The 17,778-nt window shown below is 42.6% G+C and carries 9 protein-coding genes, 3 rRNA genes and 1 pseudogene; 7 read left to right on the top strand and 6 right to left on the bottom strand.

Going from position 1 to position 17,778, the window contains the following annotated elements; genetic code table 11:
- Nucleotides 1-25: 25 nt before the first annotated feature.
- Both BWX39_RS00340 and BWX39_RS00335 read right to left on the bottom strand, forming a co-directional pair.
- Nucleotides 26-1,393, bottom strand: a complete 1,368-nt coding sequence (locus tag BWX39_RS00340; protein WP_028905945.1) for a patatin-like phospholipase family protein — start codon at nucleotides 1,391-1,393, stop codon at nucleotides 26-28.
- A gap of 489 nt (nucleotides 1,394-1,882) precedes the next feature.
- Nucleotides 1,883-3,133 (bottom strand): M16 family metallopeptidase, encoded by a 1,251-nt coding sequence (locus BWX39_RS00335; RefSeq protein ID WP_028905946.1) that lies wholly within the window; start codon nucleotides 3,131-3,133, stop codon nucleotides 1,883-1,885.
- 82 nt (nucleotides 3,134-3,215) lie between these two features.
- On the opposite strand from BWX39_RS00335, the gene BWX39_RS00330 reads away from it, so the two are divergent.
- Together BWX39_RS00330 and BWX39_RS00325 are read left to right on the top strand one after the other, a co-directional pair.
- On the top strand, nucleotides 3,216-4,412 hold the full coding sequence (locus tag BWX39_RS00330; protein WP_028905947.1) for an FprA family A-type flavoprotein: 1,197 nt from the start codon (nucleotides 3,216-3,218) through the stop codon (nucleotides 4,410-4,412).
- 4 nt (nucleotides 4,413-4,416) lie between these two features.
- Entirely contained in the window at nucleotides 4,417-5,547 is a 1,131-nt protein-coding gene (locus tag BWX39_RS00325; RefSeq protein ID WP_028905948.1) for an acyltransferase family protein, read from the top strand.
- 519 nt (nucleotides 5,548-6,066) lie between these two features.
- On the opposite strand, the gene BWX39_RS00315 is transcribed toward BWX39_RS00325, so the two are convergent.
- Together BWX39_RS00315 and BWX39_RS00310 are read right to left on the bottom strand one after the other, a co-directional pair.
- On the bottom strand, nucleotides 6,067-6,771 hold the full coding sequence (locus BWX39_RS00315; protein WP_028905949.1) for a restriction endonuclease: 705 nt from the start codon (nucleotides 6,769-6,771) through the stop codon (nucleotides 6,067-6,069).
- Nucleotides 6,772-6,816: 45 nt separating this feature from the next.
- Entirely contained in the window at nucleotides 6,817-7,245 is a 429-nt protein-coding gene (locus BWX39_RS00310) for an agmatine deiminase family protein (protein ID WP_028905950.1), read from the bottom strand.
- A gap of 194 nt (nucleotides 7,246-7,439) precedes the next feature.
- Between BWX39_RS00310 and BWX39_RS00305 the strand changes: the two are divergent.
- Nucleotides 7,440-7,562 (top strand): annotated as a pseudogene (locus BWX39_RS00305) (transposase); the annotation flags it as partial.
- A gap of 175 nt (nucleotides 7,563-7,737) precedes the next feature.
- On the opposite strand, the gene BWX39_RS00300 reads toward BWX39_RS00305, so the two are convergent.
- The gene (locus BWX39_RS00300; RefSeq protein WP_028905951.1) at nucleotides 7,738-8,292 is read right to left on the bottom strand and encodes a DUF3332 domain-containing protein; all 555 of its coding nucleotides are present in this window, start codon (nucleotides 8,290-8,292) and stop codon (nucleotides 7,738-7,740) included.
- Between the two features lie 68 nt (nucleotides 8,293-8,360).
- Nucleotides 8,361-8,897: an LOG family protein gene (locus BWX39_RS00295; RefSeq protein WP_028905952.1), complete on the bottom strand. Its 537-nt coding sequence runs from the start codon at nucleotides 8,895-8,897 to the stop codon at nucleotides 8,361-8,363.
- Nucleotides 8,898-9,561: 664 nt separating this feature from the next.
- Between BWX39_RS00295 and BWX39_RS00290 the strand changes: the two genes are divergently transcribed.
- The 4 genes from BWX39_RS00290 (at nucleotide 9,562) to BWX39_RS00275 (ending at nucleotide 17,776) form a co-directional block, all read left to right on the top strand.
- Nucleotides 9,562-11,094 (top strand): 16S ribosomal RNA (locus BWX39_RS00290).
- A gap of 354 nt (nucleotides 11,095-11,448) precedes the next feature.
- Nucleotides 11,449-14,358: ribosomal RNA gene (locus tag BWX39_RS00285) — 23S ribosomal RNA — on the top strand.
- A gap of 110 nt (nucleotides 14,359-14,468) precedes the next feature.
- Nucleotides 14,469-14,581 (top strand): 5S ribosomal RNA (gene rrf / locus BWX39_RS00280).
- The 16S, 23S and 5S rRNA genes sit together here, the layout of an rRNA operon.
- A gap of 525 nt (nucleotides 14,582-15,106) precedes the next feature.
- Nucleotides 15,107-17,776: a crinivirus P26 protein gene (locus BWX39_RS00275; protein WP_099046227.1), complete on the top strand. Its 2,670-nt coding sequence runs from the start codon at nucleotides 15,107-15,109 to the stop codon at nucleotides 17,774-17,776.
- The last annotated feature ends 2 nt before the right edge of the window (nucleotides 17,777-17,778 follow it).

The raw sequence follows: 17,778 nt of genomic DNA, 5'->3' as shown, positions 1-17,778 counted from the left end.
CTTGCAAGGGGCGTTTGTTTAAAGCTTAATTTCTCTCTGTTATTAGCATCGGCATATAAAGGCGGATTTGAACTTCCGCGAGCCAAGAAGAATGTTTTGCCAAGCTCTCGATTTGTTTTTTGGAAAGCCCAGTTAGGTTGGTAAGTGCGCTTCGTGCCAATTGCTCACTCTCTTGCTGAGGTATTTTCTTTTCTAATTCAGACCAATTGATAGCTTTCTTTACCTTCTCGACAATGACTTTCTTCGCTGCTTCCTTCTCCGAACCCTCCAGTTTGGCAATGTCTTCTTCCGTTATGGCGTGAGCCTTCCATACATCGGGGTGGACGTTTCCATCTTTCAGGTTGTTTACAAAGCCTTGAATAAGCCTTGTGCTGCATTCCCATTCCAATGGAATATACGCAAAATACTCTTTGCCTGCATACGTTTCATAGAGATTGTTGGCTCTTTGCATTTTCTTTATCCTTTCCATCATCAGGTTTATGGTGTTCATCGTCTGGTTGAATATATTCGTTGTTCCAGAAGCCGAGACAGTATTGTTGCCTGCGTCGCTCACGATGATGAAGTCTGTATGAAACCTGCTTTTCTTATGGCAGAGCTTATGGGTTCCTTGGTTGTCGTAAGTTCCTCCGTCTATCAGTTTCGGTGGTTCGGGCTTGTTGGGGCAGTTGCCGTATTCCTCTATCAGATGTTTCTTGTCAATGGTAATTGGCGTAAAGCCCGGAACACACGTCGATGCCATAACGGCACTTGCTATCGGGAAGTGGTCTGCATTGAAGATTGACCTTCCGCCAACGCGGTAGGCATATTCTCCCATTGCCGTTTTCGAGAAATAGAAAGGCACTTGTGTGGCGATGTTCGTGGAATTGATGCACAGCAACGGACTGTCGGGCAAGTCGGAAAGAGTCTTTTTCTTGAAGAAAATCTTATCGTATAAGCGTGAGGCGAATTTACTTGTCGGCATCGTAACAAACGAATACTTCAGGAAAAGAATGAGTAAGAAGAAAAAGGTGATGACACCGCCCAACGCCGCACAGACACCCGAGACTATGGGGCGGTACGGGAAAAAGTATCCCGTGAGGTTGGCTGTAAGATGTCCCATTGCCACCGACGTAGCCAACAGCAGGAAAAGGACGATGCCAAGATACAGGTAAGACGACCACAGGACGCCTTTTGATAGACTTTTTATAAATCCCCTCTCAAATTCTTCATAGTCATCTTTGTTCAACGCATAGTATGCTGCCGTTATCGAACCACCTGAAGCCGAAGATATTACATCTACTTTGTCTAATACACCAAGCCGATGAAGCGCACGCAGCGTACCAATGTGATACGCCGCTCCTTTGTAACCTCCTCCCGATAAGGCAACCCCTATTTTCTTTCCAAAGATACTCATTGCAAAAAACTTTATTAGTGAATTTCAAGTTACAACTTAGGGCAACTATTTACCTATGTACCAATATGCAATATCCGTTCCAAAATGCAAAGTTAAGAAAAGAAGAACAATTAATTCTGAAATATTGAATATATGCGACACATTGTCATATTTCGCTTCAACGAAATAAATAGATATGGCTTATCAAGACTTCATAAAAGTTGGAAAGTACTATCGTTTTTCTCTATTCCTATATAGCTTTTAAAAAGAACGTTATTACCTTTCAGAAAAAACGATAGTACTTTTCGTCTAAAAAGTACTATCGTTTTAGGTAAAAAGTACTATCGTTTTGCCCAAAAAGTACTATCGTTTTTTAGCGAAAGTTTATGGGTTTTGTATCTTGTTAATTATCAATGAGTTATAAAAAGTGGTTTTTTGAGGTGAAAACAGAGTGGATTTGGGCATTTTTCGGAGTGAAAAGTGCCCGGTTTTGAACCGATGAAACTGTCGTTATTTGTAGATGAGTGTAGTGAGTTTTTCTTTCGTAAACAAGTCTTTTGCTACATTCTGAATGTCGGCTGCCGTAACTTTGTCTATCTGTGCATAAAGGTTTGTTATATCTTTCTCCCACCCGTAGTGCAGGAAACTCTTTCCGAAGTCGAGGGCAAAGCTTTCGCGACTGTCGCAGGCAATGCCTATTTGTCCCTTAATCTGACGCTTCGCCGTGTCGAGTTCTTCGTCGGAAAGTGGTTGTTGCATCATGTTTTCAAGCTCTTCGTGCACCAACGCTATGCAGCGGGCGGTGTCTTGTGGGTCGCAACCGAAGTAGGTGCTCCACATTCCTGTGGCACTGAACGATGCAAAGGTGCTTTCGACAGTGTAGACCAAGCCGTTCCGTTCGCGCAACGAAAGGTTCAGGCGGGCACTCATGCCGGGTCCGCCCAGAATGTTGTTGAGCAGGTAGAGGGCTATGCGTCGGCTGTCGTGAACCGAATAACCGCGCGTGCCTATCATCACATGGGCTTGATGCGTCTTTTTATGTACGACGATGTTCGATGCCCGATACGTTTCCGCACCTTTTACGATGGTTGCCGTAGCGTCTTCGGTATAGTCGAGTTGTAGCGGTTCGGTCGGTATGATGTCGCCTGTGTGCTGCTGCAAGAGTGCAACGATTTGGTTGAAATCTACATTGCCATAGACGAAGAAGACGGAATTGTCGGGGCGGTAGTATCTGCTTGTAAACCGTTTCGCGTCTTCCGAAGTGAACTGCCGCACCGTTTTGGCGGTTCCGAGAATGCTGTGCCCTAATGGGAGGTTCTTGAAAAGAAGGTTCTCGAACTCGTCGTAGATAAGTTCGGCAGGGCTGTCGTTGTACGATTCTATCTCATCGCATATTACTTCCACCTCTTTTTCAATCTCCTTTTGCGGATAAACGCTCCGAAAAACAATATCGGAAAGCAGGTCTACCGCTAACGGAAAATGCTCGCGGAGAATGGCAGAGTGGTAAACCGTAGACGTCTTCGTGGTGTAGGCATTCAGGTCGCCACCCACATTTTCGAGGCAGCGGATAATGTCCAAGCTGTCCCGACACGCTGTTCCCTTGAACGTAGCGTGCTCGCAGAAGTGGGCAATGCCCTCTTCCGTTGCCGTTTCGCTTGCTGTTCCTGCGTTGATTTCGTAGCCGCAATAAACCACGGACGAAGTGGAAGGCAGGTGAATGACGCGCAAACCGTTTGCTAACCTTGTTGTGTTATATTTCATTATGGCTGCAAAATTACTGATTTTCTTTTTGAAATATGCCTAATTTGTGGTACATTTGCACAGCAAAAACCCAATAAACATTATGATAGAAATAACAAATAAGCTCTACTATGTAGGCGTAAACGACCGCAACAAGCAGCTTTTCGAAGGCTTGTGGCCATTGCCTGATGGAGTAAGCTATAACTCTTACCTCATCGACGACGAGAAAGTTGTACTGATAGACACAGTAGAAGTAGACTTCTTCGTGCAATTCATCGAGAACATCAGAGAAGTAATTGGCGACAGAAAGATTGACTATCTTGTTATCCATCACATGGAACCCGACCATTCGGGCGGCTTGGCACTCTTGAAGCAGTATTATCCCGATATTAAAGTAATTGGAAACAAGAAAACATTCGACCTTATGTCGGGCTTTTATGGCATAAAGGAAAACACCGTAGAAGTGAAGAACGGCGAAGTTATGGAGTTTGGAAACCACTCGCTTCAGTTCTTTATGACGCCTATGGTGCACTGGCCCGAAACGATGATGACGTTGTATAAAGGCGATGAGTCGGTGCTTTTCTCTGGCGACGGCTTCGGTTGCTTCGGCGCATTGAACGGCGGTATCAGCGATAAAGATATCAATCCGGAACCTTACTGGCTCGAAATGGTGCGCTACTATTCAAACATCGTTGGCAAGTACGGCACACCTGTACAGAACGCATTGAAGAAACTCGCTGGCGTTAAGTTCGATTACATCTGCTCTACACACGGTCCTGTATGGCACGACAACGTGGAAAAGGTGGTTTCACTGTACGATAAGATGTCGAAATACGAAACCGAACCGGGTCTTGTTATCTGTTACGGAACGATGTACGGCAACACCGAACGAGTAGCCGAGCAGATTGCACGTGCCGCTTCGGCTGAAGGCGTGAAGAACATCGTGATGTACAACATATCGAAAACGCCACACAGTTATATCCTTCGCGATATTTTCCGCTACAAGGGATTAATCGTGGGTGCACCAACCTACAACAACGGCTTGTACCACGAAATGGAAGTGCTGCTCTCAGAGATAGCCAACCACGACATAAAGAACCACTATATCGGTTGGTTTGGCTCTTACGGTTGGGCAAGCAGAGCCGTTACAGCCATCGGCGAATGGAACGAAACACGCGGACACTTCGAGAAAGTGGGCGAGCCTGTCGAGATGCGACAAGCCCTTACCGAAGAGGTGAAAGCCGAATGCTGGCGATTAGGCCGCGAAATGGCAGCAAAATTGTTGGCTGACGAGGCTTAAACGTATGCGCATAAGTATGAACACCGCCGACGTTCAGTCGCAAGTTATTAACTTCTTGCGATTGCTTCTGGTGGTGTTGGTGCTCTTTGTTCACTCTAATTTTCGTGGTGTCAGTGCCGATTGGGACGTGTTTTGGACGACCGAATCAACGGGAATAGGTCCGCAACTTCCATCTCTCGGTGCCGTCATAGACTTTATATCGGGTTCGTTGGCACTGCTGGCGAACCCGTTTTTCTTTTTCATCAGCGGCGTATTGTTCTTTCGCGAAGGCACATTCTCTAAAGAATTGTACTTGCAGAAGCTGTTGAGGCGTTCGTTTTCGCTGCTCCTGCCTTATGTTCTTTGGATTTTCACGTTTCTCTTTCTCTTGTCCGTTGCCGAAAGTCTGTTGCCAAACTGGACAGCCATAGTGCATAAACCCATCAAGAACTTTACTTTTTCCGACTGGTTGCTGTGTTTTTGGGACATCAGCAAGATAGGTTCGCAGGGCGGAATAGCTGCCCCTTTGGTGATTCCGTTTTGGTTTCTTCGCGACTTAATGGTGCTTTGCCTTTTTACACCTATTATATATAGGGTGCTACGCTGGCTTTCCAGTATGCGAAAAGAAGTGCCCATATTGCTCTTTGTTGCCTTGCTTTATGCCTCACGTTGGGTAGAAAACGTGCCTGGACTTAGCTTTCAAGGATTACTATTTTTCTCTTTCGGTGCATTCTTCAGCATTAAGCAAGTAAAGTTTGTCGATGTTATGCGCCCATTGAAGTGGGGCGGACTGTTCTTTGCCATATTTTCGTGGCAAATAGACAGTGCAAATTTAATGTATGCAGGCTTGATTGTCTTCACGGTTTCGACTGCAACACGATTCTTAGAACGTCGCAAACAGCAGAATAAGCTTGGCTTTCCACTGCCTACATTCTTAACCGATGCCGTTTTCTTCGTATTTGCTTACCATACCATTGTGCAAGGCGGCATACTTTTCCTGCTCAAGCGTGGCATAATAGTTCCTCACAATGCACTCGAAGCCTTCACCATCTATTTGCTCAGTCCACTCGTAATGCTCGTCATTGGTGTGGCTTTATATCAGTTGCTCAGTAAAATCGCTCCACGAATACTATCTATTTATTGCGGTGGCAGATAGGAACAATTACCCAAACTCCCCCTTTATAGAACCTTGCAACGGTTTTGCCGTAACAATGCAAGCATCGTTACAACGCAGCATAAATTTATCGCAACAACTTGTTTTATGAGCGAAAAGAAATCAATAAGGCTATAAATATTTTTCATAAACATAGCTATTACTTAACTCCTTTGTTATCAACGTATTATAAAACCTATTGTTTTGCATTCCCAAAGCGTAGGTTTTGCACGGTAAAAGCGGCTCTTTTGCATCGCAAAACCTACGCTTTCGCAATGCCAAATTGAAATTCTCGTTTTTCGTTGGAATTATTTTTACAAAACCAACCATAATCTCAAGGCATTTATGCGTATTCGCCAAGATTCAGTATAAATAATTTATAGATATATGTTATCAAAAACAAAGTTCAATCAACAAAAGAATTTTTGATAATAAAAGAATGAAATATCAGAATAAATAACTACATTTGCAGTTGTGTAGTTTTGTTTGACAACGTACACAATTGATACTTATTTAGAAAAATCATTGCTTTAGTATCAATGATTTCGGTCTGTTAATCATTTCTACAAAAGGCAGTTGTCCCAGTATAAGTACTATTCCAGATGAACATCGTTTATTTACTTGTTGATTGATATAGCTTCTCGTAACCTTATCCTCTTTAATAAGTTTGTTGTATGCCAAGCGAAATCCTTCAATACCAATCTCACCTTCTTTATCCTTAGATGTTATTCTTTTAATGCCGCCCCAATTGACATCTATAATCTTGTTATTACCTCTTGAGTTTTTCAAAGTACTTCCTTTCAATGGCATAATATACTTTTGCCATGCTTCATCGAAAGTTGGATAACTATTAAAGAGTTTAGGCTTTTCTTCTTTATACAAATTACCTTTCATGCTAGTATCAGTATTGTTAGTTCTTGTCTGGAGTATCTCAATATTAAGTTTCTCTGCAACAATTTTTGCATCATCAAGGAGTTCTCCATCTGTAGCAAGAACGGCTTTAGTACAATCTTGAAATGCCATTGCACCATAAAGTTCCATTATATTACTTCGATTAACTTTTCTATAAGTACGACCATACATCTTGGCTTGAATTGCTATTTTTTCAGTGCCTTTGGTAGCAATTACATCAATACCCCAGTCGCCAGAAAGTGGAGTTACTATTATTTTATATCCTCTTGCCTGATACAAAGAGGCTACATACTTTTCATATTCTTCAGGAGTCATGTTTTTAATCGTCTTTAATTATTTTTTTATTATTATAGTTATCTCTCAATAGTTTTGGAATATATTCCAACTTATACAATGAAGTACTCCTCCTTCTTTTGCAATTTCTTTCATTTCTATCTGATGGATATTGCAATCAGGGAACGCTTCTGCTATATAGTTATAAGCGATAGAATCCTCTTCAATATTGAATACTGGCATAACAATATGCTTTCTTACTTGAAGGAAATTGATATAAGCCCAATAGAGTTCTGAACTAGGAAAATTCACTTTATTATTGAATCTCATCTCTATTACTTCAAATCCATACTTCTCAAGTTCATTTTCCTTAAATAGGTAAAGTGTATTTCCTTTCCGAATAGCTAATTCCCCAAATAGTAGTTTTGCTATTTGCCCAGAATGTTTCTCAAAATCAGCTATCTCAATGCAAGAATTAAGAGACATCAGATCCTTTAATTGCTCAATACTACCCATAATGATTATTTAATACGTGAGTTCGATATAAGAAAGTTGTTTGAAAAGTTGCAGGAGTGGAATGTCTTTTCGTGTCTTTGCGCCTGTAAATTAAAGAGTTATCCACTCCAATGACCGATGCAGATTTAATAGAAAAAATCTGTATATTCGACGATTTTTGCAAGTATTTTACTCCTGAGTAGAAAAAACATACCAGAAAGCGTTCTGTGATTGAGACGGTAAATGATGAACTAAAGAATGTGTGTAAGATAGAATACGCCAGACATCGCTTTTTTGATAACTTTGCAACAAATCTGATAGCAGGATTCATTGCATACAATCTGTTGCAAAGAAGCCAGAAATGAACATAGAAATAATTGATAAAAGCAGAATAATTGATAGAGCTTGTATCGAACTCACGTTAATATTAAAGCTGCTACCGAACAGCAATAAAAAAGAAATAAGCCTAAAAGATGCTTTTTAGAATAGCATTCTTTAGGCTTATTGTTGTTTTTAGCGTGTTGCCATAAAGTAGCTTGTGCCTGCTAGTGCTTGGCGAAGTTCGTACAAACCGGTAGCATCTGGAGTAACGTCCATAGTCATTCCGTTATTTAAGAATGCCTTTATTGTACCGTTTTCGTTGAAGTGTATGAGCTTGTTTTCCTTACCATTCTCATTCATATACCAGTTGTTTTCTTCCTTGTTGTAAGTCAGAAGTAAAACACTGCCGTTAGGACGGGTGATTTCGTAACCGTTTTCAAGGTACTTTACAGCATACATTAAACCGTCGTCTCCCTTGATGTTCTTGGTCTTACCAATGTTTTTTGCCATTGGGTTATCGCCTGTCCAGAACTCGATAGAGTTCAGTATGAGTGCGTCTATTGTAGCAGCAATAGCGTAGGCTGGTGAAATAACAAGGAAAATAAGTTCGTTTAAGAACTTAGAGTCGGTAGCACGTCTGTTCCATTTTGCCAACTTGTTGAACATTGTAAACGAACCAACGCAAGAAGTTGCTAACATAGTGCCTGCTATAAGGCATATTGCCGTTTTAATTCCTTTTCTTTTCATAATGAATAAAGTTTTTGTTAATATTTTATAGTTACAAATATACGGATATTATTTTACTGTTGCATTGCTTATTTTTGCATAATCTTCTCTTTCAGTTCCTCGAAACTATTGGCGACGTCAATACGTTGATGATAGTCGCCACGTATGAAACCGTGCGCTTGTAAATCATCTAACAAGGCGATGAGCGAGTTCCAAAAGCCTTCCACATTATATAATATGACACGCTTGTCGTGGTAACCTATGGAGGCAGAAGAGGCAACGGTGAATATTTCGTCGAGCGTGCCGATGCCACCAGGGAGTGCCACGGTAATGTCGCTTTGCATCATTAGCAAGTCTTTGCGGTCGGATAGGTTGTCGCAAGGAAACTCTATGTCGATGTATTTACTTTTCTTTCCACCTTCTTCTACGAGGCGAGGTACGACGCCAATGGTTGTTCCTCCAGCTTCGTGCACCGATTTTCCGATACATTCCATCAGTCCGATGTTGCACCCACCGTAAGTTACGGTATGGTGGTTTGTGCCTATCCAGTGCCCAAATTCCTTTGTTCGTTCAAAAAAAACGGGGTCTATGTTGTTGTTTGCCGAACAAAACACACCTATTTTCATATCCTTGTTATTATATTTTTATTTGCTGAGTATATTCAATCTTTTGCAAAAGTACTCTATTGCAATAGTTGAACCAAATACTTGGCGACCTTTTAACCTGTTTTTTAGAACTTATTGGCTACTTTTTAATGTTTGTAAACGATATTCATTGCAAAATCTTCCTTTTGCTTGTTGTTTTATAGGCTATCCAAATGTAAGTCTTTCAAAATACTTGTGTAATCTTCTTATATATAATAAGGTGTATAAAGAAACAATTTTTAGATAGAATAAAAAATATTTTTAAAAACTTTCAAAAACATTTGGAGCGTATCGAAAAAAGTTATACCTTTGCAAACGCTTTTCCGAAATACAATAATATTTTGTTTTAAAGATAAGCCGAGCGAAGTTCGGAAGAAATTCCGTCGCTTAAAATAATTCGTTCTTTGAAAAGATTTACATATACAGAGAAGTAGTACAAGAAGCGTCTGCCGCGTCTTTGATGTTGGCAGATGGGTAAAAGAAACGTCCTATCATTTTTCTTGATTTTGGTGTTTTGAACTTGATACTTCGGATGAAGGTTCTGAGCAGAGACAAATGGAGTGCGTCGCCTCGCTGGTAAGGCAATGGGTTTTTCCTTGTTGTTCCTTACAAGTGTTTGTGATTGCATTTTTTTATATGATTTTTTACAATGGAGAGTTTGATCCTGGCTCAGGATGAACGCTAGCTATAGGCTTAACACATGCAAGTCGAGGGGAAACGGCATTATGTGCTTGCACATTCTGGACGTCGACCGGCGCACGGGTGAGTATCGCGTATCCAACCTTCCCTCCACTCGGGGATACCCCGTTGAAAGACGGCCTAATACCCGATGTTGTCCACATATGGCATCTGACGTGGACCAAAGATTCATCGGTGGAGGATGGGGATGCGTCTGATTAGCTTGTTGGTGCGGGTAACGGCCCACCAAGGCTACGATCAGTAGGGGTTCTGAGAGGAAGGTCCCCCACATTGGAACTGAGACACGGTCCAAACTCCTACGGGAGGCAGCAGTGAGGAATATTGGTCAATGGACGTAAGTCTGAACCAGCCAAGTAGCGTGCAGGATTGACGGCCCTATGGGTTGTAAACTGCTTTTGTTGGGGAGTAAAGCGGGGCACGTGTGCCCCTTTGCATTTACCCTTCGAATAAGGACCGGCTAATTCCGTGCCAGCAGCCGCGGTAATACGGAAGGTCCAGGCGTTATCCGGATTTATTGGGTTTAAAGGGAGTGTAGGCGGTCTGTTAAGCGTGTTGTGAAATTTAGGTGCTCAACATCTACCTTGCAGCGCGAACTGGCGGACTTGAGTGCACGCAACGTATGCGGAATTCATGGTGTAGCGGTGAAATGCTTAGATATCATGACGAACTCCGATTGCGAAGGCAGCGTACGGGAGTGTTACTGACGCTTAAGCTCGAAGGTGCGGGTATCGAACAGGATTAGATACCCTGGTAGTCCGCACGGTAAACGATGGATGCCCGCTGTTAGCGCCTGGCGTTAGCGGCTAAGCGAAAGCATTAAGCATCCCACCTGGGGAGTACGCCGGCAACGGTGAAACTCAAAGGAATTGACGGGGGCCCGCACAAGCGGAGGAACATGTGGTTTAATTCGATGATACGCGAGGAACCTTACCCGGGCTTGAATTGCAGACGCAGGATACAGAGATGTTGACTCCCTTCGGGGCGTCTGTGAAGGTGCTGCATGGTTGTCGTCAGCTCGTGCCGTGAGGTGTCGGCTTAAGTGCCATAACGAGCGCAACCCCTTTCCTTAGTTGCCATCAGGTCATGCTGGGCACTCTGGGGACACTGCCACCGCAAGGTGTGAGGAAGGTGGGGATGACGTCAAATCAGCACGGCCCTTACGTCCGGGGCTACACACGTGTTACAATGGCCGGTACAGAGGGACGGTGTAATGTAAATAGCATCCAATCTTGAAAGCCGGTCCCAGTTCGGACTGAGGTCTGCAACCCGACCTCACGAAGCTGGATTCGCTAGTAATCGCGCATCAGCCATGGCGCGGTGAATACGTTCCCGGGCCTTGTACACACCGCCCGTCAAGCCATGAAAGCCGGGGGTGCCTGAAGTTCGTAACCGCGAGGAGCGACCTAGGGCAAAACTGGTGATTGGGGCTAAGTCGTAACAAGGTAGCCGTACCGGAAGGTGCGGCTGGAACACCTCCTTTCTGGATTGGGCTTTTGTTTGTTAGTATCTTAATTGTTCGATACACTTTTTTGAGAGAGGGATATGGAGTTTCCCTTCTTGGCTACACACTCTGATATGTTTCATATATTGAATGGAAGACAAGGTTCAAGGCCTGCACGGCAACGGTTCAAGTCCGCCATCTTCACTTTTCGATGCATCTCATGCTTCATGCGTTTTGTTGCATTGACATCGTTCTTTGACTTATTGACACAAGCAAGACTGTAAAGTAAGACATTTCATTCCGCTTTTTTGTGGAGTGGTTATAGATTTCAAGATACAGCTGAAAGTATGAGCAACCCTGTGGCGCGTATTTCATATATGTGCCACTTGGCGAATAGAAAGTAACTAAGGGCGTATGGCGGATGCCTAGGCTCACGGAGGCGATGAAGGACGTGATAAGCTGCGATAAGCTCCGGGTAGGTGCAAATGACCTTTGATCCGGGGATTTCCGAATGGGACAACCCAGCACTCTGAAGGAGTGCTATCCTGATTTTCGTTCAGGAGGCTAACGCAGGGAACTGAAACATCTTAGTACCTGCAGGAAAAGAAAATAACTTAATGATTCCCCCAGTAGTGGCGAGCGAACGGGGAACAGCCCAAACCCACGACGTGGCAATGCGCCGTGGGGGTTGTAGGACCACGTTGTCGTACTCTGATTGTGAGGAGAACGTTCTGGAAAGTTCGACCGTAGCGGGTGACAGTCCCGTATCCGAAGCATGATGAGGCGTAGTGTCATCCTGAGTAGCGCGGAACACGAGTAATTCTGCGTGAATCTGCCGGGCCCATCCGGTAAGGCTAAATACTCCCGTGAGACCGATAGTGAAGTTAGTACCGTGAGGGAAAGGTGAAAAGCACTCCTATTAGGAGAGTGAAATAGTTCCTGAAACCATACGCCTACAAGCGGTCGGAGCATATTTTTTTATGTGACGGCGTGCCTTTTGCATAATGAACCTACGAGTTACCATGCCCAGCGAGGTTAAGGGGTTCAGCCCCGTATCCGCAGTGAAAGCGAGCCTGAACAGGGCGTTCAGTTGGGTGGGGTAGACGCGAAACCAAGTGATCTACACTTGACCAGGTTGAAGTTCCGGTAACACGGAATGGAGGACCGCACGGATAAGCGTTGAAAAGCTTCCCGATGAGTTGAGTGTAGGAGTGAAAGGCCAATCAAACTTGGAGATAGCTCGTACTCCCCGAAAGGCATTTAGGTGCCGCGTGCGATGTTCTCCGTGAGAGGTAGAGCGACCGATAGGTCAAGAGGGCTTCACCGCCTATCGAGACCTGACGAACTCCGAATGCTCACGGACCGTAGTCGTGCAGTAAGGGGGCGGGTGCTAAGGTCCGTCCCCGAGAGGAGAAGAATCCTGACCGTCGTCTAAGGTCCCCAAATTCTGTCTAAGTTAGTCTAACGAAGTCTGGTCCCGGTGACAGCTAGGATGTTGGCTTGGAAGCAGCCATTCATTCAAAGAGTGCGTAACAGCTCACTAGTCGAGGGTCCGGGCGTGGATAATAATCGGGTATGAAGTCAGATACCGAAGGCGCGGGATAGCAATGTATATTAAAAGTATCGGTAGGGGAGCATTCCATATGCGTTGAATGGTGATGGTGATTGATCCTGGAGCGTATGGAAAAGCAAATGTAGGTATAAGTAACGATAAAGGGGGTAAGATTCCCCCTCGCCGTAAGACTAAGGTTTCCCGGGCGATGCCAATCATCCCGGGGTTAGTCGGGTCCTAAGTCTCAGCCGAACGGCGATGGCGATGGCAGACACGGTCAATATTCCGTGACTTGCCCATTCAGCGATGTGGAGACGGAGCAGTGACACTGTCGCGCCCTTACGGATATGGGCGTTGAAGGCTTTAGGCTATGATGGGTGCAGGCAAATCCACACCCTGAGCTGATGGCCGATAGTACGGTTTTCCCCTCGGGGCGAACCGATAGCACAGGTAATCATACTTCCAAGAAAATCCGCTAAGCTCAATGTTTGGGCAACCCGTACCGCAAACGGACACACGTAGTCGGGTAGAACATACTAAGGCGTTGAGAGATTCATGGTTAAGGAACTAGGCAAACTGACCCCGTAACTTCGGGATAAGGGGTCCTCGTTTTTTACGAGGCGCAGAGAATAGGTCCAGGCAACTGTTTAACAAAAACACAGGGCTGTGCCAACTCGAGAGATGATGTATACAGCCTGACACCTGCCCGGTGCTGGAAGGTTAAGAGGAGAGCTCAGACTTTTGTCGAAGGCTTGAATTGAAGCCCCAGTAAACGGCGGCCGTAACTATAACGGTCCTAAGGTAGCGAAATTCCTTGTCGGGTAAGTTCCGACCTGCACGAATGGTGTAATGATCCGGACGCTGTCTCAATCATGATCTCAGTGAAATTGTAGTATCGGTGAAGATGCCGATTACCCGCGATGGGACGAAAAGACCCCGTGAACCTTTACTACAGCTTAGCATTGACCTTGGTCATCCGATGTGTAGGATAGGCCGGAGGCTTTGAGGCGCGCACGCCAGTGTGCGTGGAGCCATCCTTGAAATACGGCCCTTTGGCTGTCTGAGGTCTAACGCGCTTGTTGCGCGGACATTGCTTGGTGGGTAGTTTGACTGGGGTGGTCGCCTCCAAAAGCGTAACGGAGGCTTCCAAAGGTGCCCTCGGGTCGATTGGTAACCGACCTCACAGAGTGTAATGGCATAAGGGCGCTTGACTGGGAGGCAGACATGCCGAGCAGGCAGGAAACTGGGGCATAGTGATCCGGTGCAAGTGTATGGAAACTGCATCGCTCAAAGGATAAAAGGTACTCCGGGGATAACAGGCTGATCCCCCCCAAGAGCTCATATCGACGGGGTGGTTTGGCACCTCGATGTCGGCTCGTCACATCCTGGGGCTGGAGAAGGTCCCAAGGGTTGGGCTGTTCGCCCATTAAAGTGGCACGCGAGCTGGGTTCAGAACGTCGTGAGACAGTTCGGTCTCTATCTATCGTGGGCGTTGGAGTTTTGCGTGGTTCCGCCACTAGTACGAGAGGACCGTGGTGGACAGACCTCCGGTTTGCCAGTTGTGCCGCCAGGTGCACCGCTGGGTATCTGAGTCTGGTATGGATAAGCGCTGAAAGCATCTAAGTGCGAAGCCTTCCGCAAGATTAGAACTCCTCATTAGGGTCGTCACAGACGATGACGTTGATAGGGTGCAGGTGTAAAGACAGCGATGTCAAAGCCGAGCACTACTAATTGCCCGAAGCTTTCATTCCGGTGTTTATTCTTTTTGCTGTACGCGTGTCTTGTATGGCTTGTTTTACATATCCTTGCTTGTGGCATGGTCACCCTTACTGTGTGCTGAGGAGCACACTGATGGTTTTTATCAGGTGGTTATTGCGTCGGGGTTCCACCTCTTCCCATTCCGAACAGAGAAGTTAAGCCCGATTGCGCCGATGGTACTGCAATGCAATGTGGGAGAGTAGGTAGCTGCCTTTTTTTGTATTGAAGCCCCGACTGCGATGAGTGGTCGGGGCTTCGTGCGTATATATGGGTTTCAGCGAAAGCTGGTGTAAGGTAAGATGGAGCCCTTTCATCGAATATGGAATAGGGCGAGTGCATTTTTTTAGAAATGCTCTTGTTATTTAATTAGGAGGACTTTTTCTTTCATAACCTCTGCTCATATAAGCTGATGCAATTCTTGGTACTGTCCTATAGAAGTGTGTAAGTTCCATTGTTTCTTTTATAGTTTTCAAATACAAAGATAAGAAACAATGGAACTTACACACTTCTATAGGACAGTACCCTACTTTCTTACACCCCCAAAAAAATGAGTAGTAATATTTCTTTGATTATTTTATTATAATTACATAAAAAACACTATCTTTGCAATTGATAAAGAATAAGTGTTAAAAGTAGTAATCTATACATCTATAACCATTTTGTAAATATACTTTTATTTAAATTGGTTGTTTTTAGTCGCACACTAAATATTATCTAATATTAAATAACTAACATTGAAATATGGAAGGAAAGAAAGTTACAATTGTCTTAGAAGAAAGTAAGTATGCTCATGACTTTGATAAGAACCAGAACATACACATTGTCGAGTACGATCGTGTTACAAAACTTATTGACAATCAAATTACCCAAATTACCCGAATCCCCCCCCCAAAAAAAGACAATGATAAGGAAGGAGAAAAACCTAAACCTAAATTAGGTATATTACACCAATATAATACAATTTCTATTTTTGGAGGAAGAGGTTCGGGGAAGACCACGTTTATCCTTAATATTCTTAAATATATAAATGCTAAAAAGGAGAAAGAGGAAATATTGGGAATTATCGACCCAACACAAATGGAAGAAAAAGAACACGTCTTCTTGGTTGTTTTGTCATTAATCAATAAAAAGGTAACTGATAAAATAGAGAAGATGGAAAGCTGTTCGTCAAGTTTTATATGTTGTTATAAACGTGATTGGAAGAAGAATTTGAGTAAGTTAGCAAAGGGGTTGCCCACACTTGAAAAAATAGATACAAAACTTTATGAGAATTGGGATGACGATAACTATATTATAGATCGTGGTTTAGAGAGTGTATCTGCTGCATATAATCTTGAAGATAATTTCCATAAATTAGTAGACTTGGCATTGGAAATTATAGGTAAGGACTTTTTTGTTCTAGCTTTCGACGATATTGATGTGAATATGTCAAAAGGTTGGCCAGTGCTTGAAATTATTCGAAAGTATCTGACAACGCCTAAGTTGATTATCCTATTAAGTGGCAATCTGACACTTTATTCATACAATGTTCGATTACATCAATGGAAACAACTCAGTGAATTGAGAAAATTTGATAGGTTCGATTTCTTCAAACAAGTAAATCAATTAGAGGGACAGTATTTGTTAAAGATACTCAAGCCAGAAAATCGAATTCATTTGATGTCGTTACAAGAATCCAAGCAACAATATGACGTTTCCTATTATTTCAAGAATACAAAGGAAGACCAATGTGAAGAAATTCAAATAGAAGATAAGTATACTGAGAAATTGAGTCTCTTGGGTATCAATAATACAAAAAAACAATTTATGGAGTATCTTCTAGGGTTGTCTATACGAAGTCAGATTAGTATACTTTCAAATTTGGGAAACAATGGTGTCTATAGCCAAATAGATGCATTTGTTTCTCGAATGATGGCTGCAAAGATAGATGTAGACGCAGCTATTAAGAGTGAAACTTTAGCAATAACCAACATTGTACAATACTTATCAAAGAATAATTTTTTCTCACATTCGTATTTATTGATACCCAATACTGAAGATCATGATGCTAATGGGTGTTTTATGGGACTTACGACTATATTTGTTAACCAAGCTAAGGTACACCCATGGATCTTACTTGGCTATATGCTGAGGGTTGGTTATGCAAGAGCTTTTAATATTTCATTGGAAAAGGGAAGCTTTAATTTGATGCTGTCCTATGCAGGAATGCAGCAAGACATGTCTATAAAGAATATTGTTGCACTGATGATTGCTGTAGGTAAGGCAAACGGTTTAAATATGCCAGAATTGATTCGAATAAAGGGCTTAGGTTCAAAGTCTAAGAAAGGTCAAGATGAAATAGAAAACTTATTAGATAGTGTTCTAAAAAGAGATACTGTAAATATGGCTCAAAAAGTATTAGCATTATTGCCATTATTTTCTTTAAGCAGTAGTAAGAAGCAAAGTACAGAATTGTATTACTCTGTACCTATCTTGTTGTCAACAATATGTTATTTAACACGATGGGGAAAGGAGAGGGATGATATTAAACGTTGTTTAAAAGATATGAGTCTACACAGAATCTATCCGATGCCTTCAACGCTACAAGGGAAAATTAAAAATCCAGAAGAAGATATAGAGGAGAATGAAGAATTGTCGCAAGTTCTCGAAATAAAGGTAAAAAAAGAAGATAGTGTGGAGAATGAAGATATATTTGAATCAAGTAGTGAAATCAAACAGTTAGTTGATGCTTTGGAAAAGTGGAGAGTGTCTATAAAAGAAGAAGGAAATACCTCTACATTTCCACCTTATCTACTTGGTCGCATTATGACTCGGTTTACTTCTGCTATAAAGAGCGTTGTGTATTCTGAAAAACTTAGCTATAGTATGCAACAAGCTGTTATACTATTTCTAAATGCATGCTTGGTGGAAGAAGCAAAAGAGAACTTAGATGTAACAGGAATGAGTAATAATAATCCTACAAGAAAAACAGATATCTTTGAGAATAATTTGTCTAAGATAAAGGATGAGGATGGGAAAAAACTCCAACTGACTCGATGGCTTATTTCCTGTCCATTACTTTATTGCTTTTTACAAGCGAATGTATTAGAAGCTATCAAGAAGGCTTTTTCGTTAAATATTATGGATTCTTTCCTTTTATACAATGTTCTAGAGGAAGTAAACTTAAAAGTGCGAGATAAAAAAAATGCAATTAATAAAAAACTTGAAATAAATGGTGATAATTATGAAAGAGAATTCGACAATATCTTTAATAAAATTCCAGTTCAAGAATTTGCAAAATTTATTCAAAATAACGATACAAGAAAAGTAAGAAGTTGGTTACTTAAAAATCCTTATATTAAAATTAAATCAATAGCTGAGGGAGTAACAAAGAAACTCATAGATTTATTTAAAGAAAGATATTTTGGTTGAGT

Source organism: Prevotella intermedia ATCC 25611 = DSM 20706, from assembly GCF_001953955.1.
Taxonomy (GTDB): Bacteria; Bacteroidota; Bacteroidia; order Bacteroidales; family Bacteroidaceae; genus Prevotella; species Prevotella intermedia.
The sequence above is the reverse complement of the archived record's forward strand: the minus strand, read 5'-3'. Positions and strand labels throughout refer to the sequence as shown.

Bases quoted from the DNA above. Each gene is read 5' to 3' on its own strand.
- BWX39_RS00340 (WP_028905945.1), bottom strand. From the start codon at position 1,393: ATGAGTATCTTTGGAAAGAAAATAGGGGTTGCCTTATCGGGAGGAGGT.
- BWX39_RS00335 (WP_028905946.1), bottom strand. From the start codon at position 3,133: ATGAAATATAACACAACAAGGTTAGCAAACGGTTTGCGCGTCATTCAC.
- BWX39_RS00330 (WP_028905947.1), top strand. From the start codon at position 3,216: ATGATAGAAATAACAAATAAGCTCTACTATGTAGGCGTAAACGACCGC.
- BWX39_RS00325 (WP_028905948.1), top strand. From the start codon at position 4,417: ATGCGCATAAGTATGAACACCGCCGACGTTCAGTCGCAAGTTATTAAC.
- BWX39_RS00315 (WP_028905949.1), bottom strand. From the start codon at position 6,771: ATGACTCCTGAAGAATATGAAAAGTATGTAGCCTCTTTGTATCAGGCA.
- BWX39_RS00310 (WP_028905950.1), bottom strand. From the start codon at position 7,245: ATGGGTAGTATTGAGCAATTAAAGGATCTGATGTCTCTTAATTCTTGC.
- BWX39_RS00300 (WP_028905951.1), bottom strand. From the start codon at position 8,292: ATGAAAAGAAAAGGAATTAAAACGGCAATATGCCTTATAGCAGGCACT.
- BWX39_RS00295 (WP_028905952.1), bottom strand. From the start codon at position 8,897: ATGAAAATAGGTGTGTTTTGTTCGGCAAACAACAACATAGACCCCGTT.
- BWX39_RS00275 (WP_099046227.1), top strand. From the start codon at position 15,107: ATGGAAGGAAAGAAAGTTACAATTGTCTTAGAAGAAAGTAAGTATGCT.